We start from the raw sequence: 10,058 nt of genomic DNA, 5'->3' as shown, positions 1-10,058 counted from the left end.
TTAAAAACAATGATGAAAAAAGCTCTTCAGAATGTTGCTGACGGACGTGGTTTTGCTTATGTAGAAGTTCTTTCTCTTTGTCCACTTAACTGGAGAACCAATAACGTGGATACATGGGATAGATTACAAACTATGGAAGACTACTTCAAAGTTGGTGAATTAGTAGTTCCTCAGGCAATAGAAGGAGTTAAGTAATGGCAAGATCAAAAATTGTATTAGCTGGTGAAGGTGGACAGGGCGTACAAAGTATTGCTAAAATCCTTGTTGAATCCGGTTACGCAGCAGATAAAAAAGTATTATATATTCCTAACTTCGGTGTAGAGCAAAGAGGCGGTGTAAGTATTGCATTTTGCCAAATTTCTGACACTGAAATCGGAGAACCCAGATTCTCTAAGGGTGATATTGTAATGATGCTGTCAGATAGAGCTATTGAACGCTGTTCTACTTATGTAGATGAAAATACTACGGTTATTTATGATACATCTGTCTGTAATACCAAGCCTGAAATGAAAGCTAAGAGAATCATTGGTATTCCTGCAAATAAAATTGCTAATGATGAGCTTACCTCAAGAGTATTTAATATTATTGTTTTAGGTGTAATATTAAAAGCAACAAGCGTTGTTGAACTCAAATATGTTAAAGATGCTCTTGAAGGAGCTCTTGGCAAGAAGTTTGAAGCTAAGCCAGAGCTAAGAGAACTTAACTACAAAGCTCTTGATCGTGGTATGTCATTGATTCAAGAAACAGCTAATGTATAAGTACATAATAGTTTAGGTAAAATATAAGGAGCCAAAATGGTGACAACTAAAGAATATAAAGGTATGACTTTTGAAGGTGTTGGTAAAGGCAGAGCCAACTGGCACATTTATATGGACCTTTGTAAAGGTTGTGGCTTATGTTTAGTAAAATGCCCAATCAACAAAAAAGGTGATACTTGCCTTAAATGGTCTAAGGAAGTTGGTCTTTACTCAACTCCAGCTGTAGAGCCAGATCCAGAGAAATGTATTGCTTGTGGTACGTGTGAAATGATCTGTCCTGATAGCGCTATCAGAATAGAAAAAGTTAAGTAAATAAATTTAATATAGTAAACAAAATTCCCTTCGATTAGAAGGGAATTTTGTTTTTTGGTTTATTTTTATTTTAAAAATTCTTTAAACTCGATTGAGCTTTTATAGTAAAAGCCACAGCCATCTATAGTTTCCATTCCTGCTGCAATAAGGTTTGTTTTTATTTTGGGGTAAATTCTGCAATACAAAGATCTAAGTATATAACTTTTGCAGGAATTATCTTTTCCAAGTGATTTGCAGGTAAAAAGTAATATTCCTTGCTTATCTCTGCCTGAAATAAAAAAGTGATTATATTTTGACTGCCGTTTTTTGAGTTCTTCAAACCCTTTTTCACTGGTTATAAACTTATCCTGGATTTTAAAGGTAATAGTTTTACAGCAGGTACCACATCTTTTACAGCTCCCTGCTCTTATAAATCTTGGTTTTTGGAATTTTTGAATTAAATTTTTAATTTTAGAAATCATAATTTTTTATTGTGAATTAAGGAGTTGGGATATTACTTTTGTCGTTGTGAGTCTTTTAATGTATGGTAAGTGTTTATTTTCATAATGAGCTAATCTCAAAATCAGCCTCTGCTATAGGTCTTTCCAGCTTGTCTTTACTGAAGATTCTTAATATATAATAACCTTCCTGGTGTATACAAAAATAATCTGTAGCATAATTCAGGGTTTTATCAATTTCTATATCTCTGGCATGGGCAATGGTAAAACCATAATATGGAGCTTTCCTGTCAATTTTTAGGACCTGTATTCTGAGTATGTCGCTTGTAAAAGGTTTTGGGTTAAACAGGACAAAATAAATTTTTTGACCTTCTTGAAAAGTTGTTTCAACTTTATCCATGGAGAATGTTTCTATGGTTATAGGATTTGCGCTGAAAAATATTAATGCTTTATTTTTATTACAGCCGGAAAATAAGATTGTAATAGAGAAGAATAATAATAAAAATATATATTTTTTCATTTTTATAGCTTTATTATGAAACATATCCTTAATAATATACAACATCTATTTATTTATTTTGTTTTTCAGCATTTCTACTCTGACTTTAACGTTTAGAGAGTTATCATCGTTAGGCAATAATGCGAGATATTTCTCATAATTAATTATAGCCTCTTTATATTCTCTTTCTTTTTCATTTACTACAGCTAAAGCATAGTAAACATATGGAAAGTCAGGATTTGTCTGAATTATATCCTTGTAATGCGTTTTAGCAAGCTTAAGATCACCAAATTCTACTAAAATTAAGGCTAGGTTATATTTGGCATTTGTATTAGCAGGACTGACTTCTAAAGCTCTTTCATAATAATTTTGAGCTTCTAATAGTCTATTTTGATCTTTATAAGCATTTCCCAGTTTGATAAGAGCTCCAATATTTTTTTTATCTAATGCTACAGCTTTATTATATTCATCGATTGCTTTGGTGAGTTCATTATTTTTATAATGAACATCTCCAAGTCCTATAAATGCACTTGCTGAATTGGGATTGATTTCTAAAGCTCTTTCATAAGCGCCTTTTGCTTCAGTAGTTTTGTTAGATTTCATAAGGGAATTTCCAAAAGCCAGGAAAAGATCGCTACTGGATGAATCTTGAACGATGGCTTTTTCATAACTTTCTATTGCTGTAGCGTACTTGCCTAATTTTTGATAAACATTTGCGCGTCCAGAAAGCGCATAAAAATCATCAGGATTATTTTCTAGCGCTTTATTATAATATGCAACCGCTTCTTCATATTTTTTATTTGATATAAGTTCGTTGCCTTTTGCGGTTAAAGCTTTAGCGTAATCTTGTTTTACCTTGTCATTATTTTTAAGTAGTAGGGACTTTTCGTAATTTTCTAAAGCTTTGTCATAGTTTTTGCTTGAGTGGTAAGCAAGAGCCACATTGTAATAAAGTTCAGGATCAGCATTTTTACTTTGTAATACTTCTGTATATAAAGCGATGGCTTTTTCATAGTTTTTAATAAGGTGATAACTTCTTGCTAATTCTTGTTTTATGTTTACATCATCAGGTTTTAAACTAAGAGCAGTCTGCAATCCTGATATAGCTTTGTCTAATTTATTTTTGTTCTGGTAAATAACGGCAAGGTTATAATGGGCCACATAATTATCCGGAACCGCTACTAGATATTCTTCATAATAAACGATTGCTTCATCAGTTTTACCAAGTTCAGCTAAAAGATTTGCAAGATCAAATCTGACATTCTGTAAAACGGGATTTATTTTTAAAGCTATTTTATACTCATTTACTGCGTTGTTTTTTTGATCTGTGTTAATGTAAGCAATAGCTAAATTAGCGTGCGCTTCAGCATCATTAGGATTTTTGGCTATTGCGGTTTTCAGGACTTCAATTGCTTTAGTATAATTTTTAACCAGTAGCAAAGCCTTTCCATAATTTGAATATTCTTTGAAATTATTAGGATTAATATTGAGAATAATTTCGTATTCTTCAATAGCTTTTTCTGGAAGATTTTTAGCTAAGTATATAGATGCAAGGTTTTTTCTTGTGTCAATATGATCGGGATAATGGGCTAAAAACTTTTTATAATAATCAATTGCTCCTTGTGTATCACCTTTTATATTTTTTATAGTTGCAATGTTTAAATAATTGTATTTATATTCAGGAGCTATTTCTAAAGCCTGCATATAGGCATTAAGAGCATTATCATAATCATTGTTTTCCTGAAGAATATTGCCAATGCTTACGTATATAAAAGCATCATCAGGTTTAAGTCTTGCTGCTTCAGTGTATTCTTTTAAAGCTTCTCTCCATAGACCAATCTCTGATAGTATACCTGCCAGCTTAATATGAATCAGAGGATCTTCAGGCGATAATTTTATAGCTAATTCGAGTTCTTCTTTTGCTCCATCAATGTCATGAATACCATAAAGTGTCAGTGCATTATTATAATGCCTTAAAGCTTTAGGAGTCATTGCTTTTGCTGGAAAAGAATTTAACGCAATTAAAATTGTTAATAAAAGTATAATTCTATTTTTCATGATTTTCATTTGTGATGATCCCCATCTTTTTTTGTTTTAGAAATGATTAATTTAATAATTATCTGATGGGTTATATAAAAAGGTCAAAATTTTAAAATTTCTTATTATTTATTTATCTGAATTGCCAGATTAATAAAAAACTCGATATAACTGAAACTTAACTATCATCGCGAAGTGCTTTGCACTGCCATAATTATAAACCATTCCAATGCAGTGTCATTGCGAGGTGGCTAAGCCACTATCACATTGTCAACAATCTTTTTTAATATACAAGAATCATTGATGATGGGTTTGTGCCTCTGGCACCGTGGCAATCTATAATCAATAAATTATGGAGATGGGAATGTTTTCGTAGGAGCCTTGCCTGGCTAACAGGTACAGCGACGGAGAAAGTATTTCCATTGAAATTATTTAGTCAGTCCACTAGTTTTTATTTTACTAAATTCTGTATAGATTTAAATTGAGGATGTTTGGCACACTTTATTAGCTCAAAAATAGCCATTTCTGTACAGTTTGGGATAGCTCCATAACTTATCATTCTCTTTAAACCATATTCATATTCACTTTGTTTTCTTGAAGTTACTGCATCTTGAATGATATGAACATCATATCCAAGTGATATTAGAGAATGAACTGTTTGGTGCACACAAATATGAGCTTCCATCCCACAAATCAGAATTTGTTTTCTGTTAATTCTATGAATTTGATCAGTAAAACCAGATTCAAGGCAGCAATTAAAACTAGTTTTTTCAAAAAAATCAGTATTTTCAGGAAGTTTTTCTTTAATTTCTTTAATTGTGAATCCAAGGCCTTGAGGATATTGTTCTGAAATAATAACCGGAATATCAAGAATTTTCGCTGTCTCTGCGAGGATAGATACATTTTTAATAATTTTTTCTTGCTCAAACTGAGCTTTCAAAAGTTTTTCCTGTATATCAATAATTAAAAGAGCCGTTGTATCTATGTTTAGTAAACTTGAATTCATTTTTATGCCTTGGAAATTAAATTTAATTGGTTTCTGATAAATTCAAAACTTTCCATAGCAGGTTTTTCCTGGAAAACTTCAACTATAAGATTAGGATTTAATTCGTTAGTTTTTAAATGATTCAATATTTCTTGAAAATCTAAAGTGCCTGATAATATAGAATTATGCTCATCAAAGTCTCCAAAGTTGTTATGAAGATGCATATGATGTAGATTTTTTCCAAGAGCATTTATCCAATCAATCACACTTAAAGATGAATTGATATTTACGTGTCCGGTATCTATACAAGCTTTTAAATGTTTTGAATTTACCTGTTCTACAGCAGATGTAATTACGTCTGTTGTGTTTTCGTAAGTATTTTCTAGTACTACAGTTATACCTGCGTCTTCAAATCTTTTTATAAATTCTGTCCAGAATATTATTTGACTTTCTATAAATAAATTGTGATATCCTTCTGCTTTAACTTGTCCGTTATATCCTGTATGGAATACAACAGTTTTTGCATTTAAAGTTTTTGCTGCTATCAAGGTTTGATTGTATCTATAAGCTGTTATATCTGTAATTTTAGAGTCTTTTGAAGCCGGATTAAGATCAAAAAAGGTGCCGTGTAAGCTAAGTATTCCTTGAAAATCTCTAAGAGATTCTAAACATTGGTTTAATTCGATTTCAAAATCTCCATCTAAGATCTTTGAATCTGCAAATTTGCATATTTCAATATTTGCATTTAGTTGATTTGCTACATCTACAGTATCTTTTAAATTTTCTTTTATTGAGGAAGATATATAAATATTCAAAAACCCCTACCTTCTAGACAGTGTTTAGTCGACTGATATTGCTCACACTCAGGACAATTTTTATTTTGTTTTATTTCGATTTTCCTAAAAGATTGTTCTATTCCATCATAACTTAAAAACTTGTTTGCTAATAGTTTTTTGAAGTTTAGTAAAATTTTAACAGCTTCCATAGCTTGAATAGAACCAATAGTATTAACTATAGGACTTAAAACGCCTTTTGTTTCTTGATTTTCGAGACTTTTGTTGTATTCAGGGAATAAACAGCTTAAACATGCTGTCTTGCCTGGAATTATTGTCATTACTTGTCCGGAAAATTCTGTTACTCCTCCATGTATTAGAATTTTTCTATTTTTTATGCAGGCTTTGTTTAAGATAAATTTTGACTCAAAGGAGTCAAAACAATCTATAATTACATCATATTCCTTCAGAATCGCATCACAATTATTAGAATTTAATCTAATAAGATGTGTATTTACATTAATTTCCGGATTATATTGCTGAATCCATTCTTTTGCTGAATTTACTTTATTCTCACCAATTTTGTGAAAACCATGGATAAATTGTCTGTTTAGATTTGAAACTTCTACATTATCATTATCAATGATTCCTAGAGTTCCTATCCCAACTGAAGATAAGCTTGAAATAACAGCAGATCCAAGCCCACCTGCACCACAAATTAAAACTTTTGAGTTTAAAAGTTTTAATTGGCCATCGACTCCAATACTTTTTATAATAATATTTCGATTATATTTTTCAAGATTGTTTTTATTAAGCATTTTTATAATGAATTAATTGCTTTATGATATTCTATACAAATAAGATTCTTACCCTATAGAATAGCATACTTTAAGGTAGTTTATGTATATTGATGTTATTTTTAGTCCTTATGAATTAGCTTCAAGAGGAAATATTTCAGAAAAAAGTGTAATCGTTGTAGATGTCTTAAGGGCTACGTCTACAATTGCTTATGCTTTGTGGGGATACAGAGTTAATGGAATGGAAGAAATTCAGGGATGCTCTAAGATAATTCCTGTAGAGACAATTGAAGAAGCAAAAAAAATTGCAGAGAAATTTCCCGGAGAAGAAATTTTACTGGCAGGGGAAAGACATTGTATTAAGCCTGAAGACTTTGATTTAGGAAATTCTCCTTCTGAATATACTCAGGATAAGGTCCAGGGAAAGACTATTATTTTTACCACAACAAATGGAACAATGGCTTTAAAACTCTCTCAAAGTGCAAAGTTTATTACCACAGGTGCCTTTGTAAATACTACTGCTTGTGTTGATAGAGTATTTCAAGAGAAGAATGATGTTCTAATTTTATGCGCAGGAAGATCTAATAAAACCACAAAAGAGGATACTGCTTGTGCTGGCTTAATTGCAAAGCAGCTCATTAAGAGGTGCGAGGAAAATAATCAGGAATATGAGCTATCAGATGCTGCTGATATTGCTATTAAGTTTTTTGATCATTATAAATCTAATATTCAAGAATTATTTAGAACCTCTGAAGCTGGTAAGAACTTAATTGAAGTTAATCTTGATAAAGATTTAAGGGATTGCAGCCTAATTGATCTTTTATCCATAACAACAGAATTCAAAAACGGCTATATTACTGGAAAAATCTTGTAATTGGATTATATTCAGGATATGACTTAAATTGCAGCAACAATTGGTGAACAGATTGTTGCAATTGTTATTATATGTAAAAATTTTTATGACTTATTGAATAATTTTCTCACTAAAAAGGAATAATATTTTTATAAAACAACCTTATATTTGTGTATAAAAAATAAAGGAAAGAGTGTGAAAAATATGAGAAGGAGTTACCTAAGCAGAAAAGCACAGGGTTACGTTGAGTATCTAGGTGTTGCAGCAATAATTATAGCAATTACGTTAATATCCTTTCCTCCTTTATTTCTAACCGCATCGAATGAAGTAGTTAATAATTCTCCAGAAGTTAAAAACAATGATGTATATAAAGATGCTCAGGTATTAGGGACATATTCTGGAGCATTTACTTCAGAATTTACAAAGCTGGAAGAGGATCCTGCAGCTGCAACCTGTGTTGATGAAGTAAAATCCATAATGAGTACGATTGCTACGATTGATGCTGGAAATAGTGCAAATCTTTCGAGTACTGCCCTGGCCGAAGTGGTAAGTGCTTTTGGGGATGCTAATCTTGCAGGAAATTATCATATCACTGCTGCAAGTTTATTAAGCCCTGCTTGTAAATCACTTACAACTGTTGATAAAGTTGAAGATATATTGACAAATGAGGTAATTAACCTCGATTTGATGCAGGATACCTGTGAAGACGTTTGTACTATAACTACCACTGCAAATGCAGTCGTTCGTGAAATAGGATCATTAATTAATGATGGCACTATACCGGCTAATATTATTACCAGTCATAATGACTCCCCTGTTTCTTCAATATCAGGAAGTATAGAAAATACATTTAAGCAGTACTATTATGTTGGACCTGATACTGTTAATCCATATACTAATTATAAAAATATGATCAACCTAATTGAATATGCAAGTCAAAACAGTCAATTAAACTCAGAATTGGCGGCAGTATATGAAAAATTAAAAGTAAAAGTAGAAGAAGCAATGATGTTAACGCTTGAATCACCATCGTATTATACTACAATGAATCATCCTGGCTGGGAATCAATACCTGTTAGACTTGATGGAGGTTCCAGTACATATTATTCACCTCCTTCATCTTCTGGTGGTGGATCATCAACTCCTATAGTAGCCTCATTTTATTTTTGTGGTGAGCCTGGTGATTTAAGCGAATTTTTGCAATAAGGCGATAAATCTACAATCATACTGAATAAATATTCATTTATATTGGGAACAGCGCGCATAAATATCTGCTTAACCAGTTAAGTAGAGTTTAAAGAAGGAGTGAATAAAATTGAAGAAGCTGACTAAGCGTTATTTTAGTAGAAAGGCGCAGGGTTATGTTGAGTATTTAACTGTTGCGCTGGTAGTTTTGATTGTTGGTCTGGTGGCTTTTCCACCTTTATTTAAGACTGCGTCAGACAGGATAGTTAATAGTTCTCCAAAATACAAGGATAACGATGTATATAAATATGTCACGTTGCTGGGTCCTTATTCTAGTCAGTTTGTTGAAAAATATAAGCTTTTACTAGAAGATCCTTCAGCCAAAGATTGCGTGGATGAAATCCGGGCTATAATGGTTTTACTCGGTGGAGTTGATACTAGTACTGGGGATAAACTTTCTGATCAAGATATTATCAAAATAGTAAATATGCTGGGAGATGCAAATATATCAGGAAATTATACAATTAATGCTGCAAGCTTATTAAGCCCTGCTTGTAAAGCGGTTCCTGCAATTGATCCTATTGAAGAGATATTAACAAAAGAGGTTATTCAAATAAATTTAATAGAAGATACCTGTGAGGATGTTTGTACTGTAACTACGACAGCAAATGCAATTCTTCGTGAAATTACTCCATTAATAGATTCAGGTACAATTTCAAAAGATATTATCTTAATTCATCAGGATTCTCCTGTAACTACTATATCTGAATCTGTAGAAGAAATATTTCAAAAATATTATTATGTTGGACCTGATACTGTTAATCCATATACTAATTATAAAAATATGATTAACTTGATTGAATATGCTAATAAAACTGGTCAGTTAACAAATGAGATGAAAGAGGTATATGAGGTAGTCAAAACAGATATAGAAAAAGCCATGGAAATAGCGGTTGGTAAACCTATAATTAGCGAGACAGCAAAATACCATCCTGATTGGGAAGCTATTCCCGGGGAATATGTTGCACCTGTAATATCTACAAGTACGTCATCTTCCACAACCTCTTCTTCTTCAGAATCTGTTAGTGAAACTCCGCAGCCTCCACCACCACCATTTTATTTCTGTGGCCCTCCGGGAGAGTTATCAAAATTTGTGAAAAAGGCTGAAAAAGAAGCTGCAAAAGCTGAGAAAGAAGCAGCTAAAGTAGAAAGTGTACCTGCAGCAACAGAGACTAGTGAATAAATTGTAAAAGTGTAATTCAATATGTTATTAATTTAAAGAAGCTGAAAGGTTAAAACCCTTCAGCTTCTTTACGAGTTAGAGTCTATATGACAAATAAAAGACCACCGCATAACTCAAATATTAAAAAAACCCAAAAATTGGTAGCTGTTTTTTATGAATAAATTTTGATTTGTTTATTG

Annotated in this window: 11 protein-coding genes and 1 pseudogene (1 of these 12 running past the window's edge); 6 read left to right on the top strand and 6 right to left on the bottom strand. The window is 31.9% G+C overall.

What is annotated here, in order from left to right; all coding sequences use genetic code 11:
• From A2255_04460 to A2255_04450, 3 genes and pseudogenes are all read left to right on the top strand, one after another.
• Positions 1-195, top strand: a pseudogene (locus A2255_04460) (hypothetical protein); it begins 454 nt to the left of the window's first position.
• Positions 195-758 carry a ketoisovalerate oxidoreductase gene (locus tag A2255_04455; protein OGI21097.1) on the top strand — a complete coding sequence of 188 codons (564 nt, stop codon included), beginning with the start codon at positions 195-197 and terminating at the stop codon, positions 756-758. The pseudogene A2255_04460 and the gene A2255_04455 overlap by 1 nt, the downstream one beginning before the upstream one ends.
• Positions 759-794: 36 nt before the next feature.
• Entirely contained in the window at positions 795-1,070 is a 276-nt protein-coding gene (locus A2255_04450; protein OGI21096.1) for a 4Fe-4S ferredoxin, read from the top strand.
• Between the two features lie 65 nt (positions 1,071-1,135).
• Here A2255_04450 and A2255_04445 read toward each other — a convergent pair whose 3' ends face one another.
• From A2255_04445 to A2255_04420, 6 genes are all read right to left on the bottom strand, one after another.
• On the bottom strand, positions 1,136-1,531 hold the full coding sequence (locus A2255_04445) for a hypothetical protein (protein ID OGI21095.1): 396 nt from the start codon (positions 1,529-1,531) through the stop codon (positions 1,136-1,138).
• 79 nt (positions 1,532-1,610) lie between these two features.
• Positions 1,611-2,072 (bottom strand): hypothetical protein, encoded by a 462-nt coding sequence (locus A2255_04440; protein ID OGI21094.1) that lies wholly within the window; start codon positions 2,070-2,072, stop codon positions 1,611-1,613.
• Positions 2,073-4,073 carry a hypothetical protein gene (locus A2255_04435; protein ID OGI21093.1) on the bottom strand — a complete coding sequence of 667 codons (2,001 nt, stop codon included), beginning with the start codon at positions 4,071-4,073 and terminating at the stop codon, positions 2,073-2,075.
• Positions 4,074-4,494: 421 nt separating this feature from the next.
• Positions 4,495-5,049 carry a hypothetical protein gene (locus A2255_04430; GenBank protein ID OGI21092.1) on the bottom strand — a complete coding sequence of 185 codons (555 nt, stop codon included), beginning with the start codon at positions 5,047-5,049 and terminating at the stop codon, positions 4,495-4,497.
• Between the two features lie 2 nt (positions 5,050-5,051).
• Positions 5,052-5,843 (bottom strand): hypothetical protein, encoded by a 792-nt coding sequence (locus A2255_04425; protein OGI21091.1) that lies wholly within the window; start codon positions 5,841-5,843, stop codon positions 5,052-5,054.
• Positions 5,840-6,619 (bottom strand): hypothetical protein, encoded by a 780-nt coding sequence (locus A2255_04420; protein ID OGI21090.1) that lies wholly within the window; start codon positions 6,617-6,619, stop codon positions 5,840-5,842. Before A2255_04420 ends, A2255_04425 begins: the two co-directional genes overlap by 4 nt.
• A gap of 82 nt (positions 6,620-6,701) precedes the next feature.
• Here A2255_04420 and A2255_04415 point away from each other — a divergent pair, with 82 nt between their 5' ends.
• The 3 genes from A2255_04415 to A2255_04405 all read left to right on the top strand — a co-directional run bounded on the left by A2255_04415 (position 6,702) and on the right by A2255_04405 (position 9,879).
• Positions 6,702-7,472 carry a hypothetical protein gene (locus tag A2255_04415; protein OGI21089.1) on the top strand — a complete coding sequence of 257 codons (771 nt, stop codon included), beginning with the start codon at positions 6,702-6,704 and terminating at the stop codon, positions 7,470-7,472.
• 183 nt (positions 7,473-7,655) lie between these two features.
• Complete coding sequence (locus A2255_04410; protein ID OGI21088.1) at positions 7,656-8,657, top strand: hypothetical protein; 1,002 nt, start codon at positions 7,656-7,658, stop codon at positions 8,655-8,657.
• 109 nt (positions 8,658-8,766) lie between these two features.
• Positions 8,767-9,879 (top strand): hypothetical protein, encoded by a 1,113-nt coding sequence (locus A2255_04405; protein OGI21087.1) that lies wholly within the window; start codon positions 8,767-8,769, stop codon positions 9,877-9,879.
• The last annotated feature ends 179 nt before the right edge of the window (positions 9,880-10,058 follow it).

It is taken from the genome of Candidatus Melainabacteria bacterium RIFOXYA2_FULL_32_9, from assembly GCA_001784615.1.
Taxonomy (GTDB): domain Bacteria; phylum Cyanobacteriota; class Vampirovibrionia; order Gastranaerophilales; family UBA9579; genus UBA9579.
Note: the sequence above shows the minus strand (reverse complement) of the source record. Positions and strands in the feature narration are given on the sequence as shown.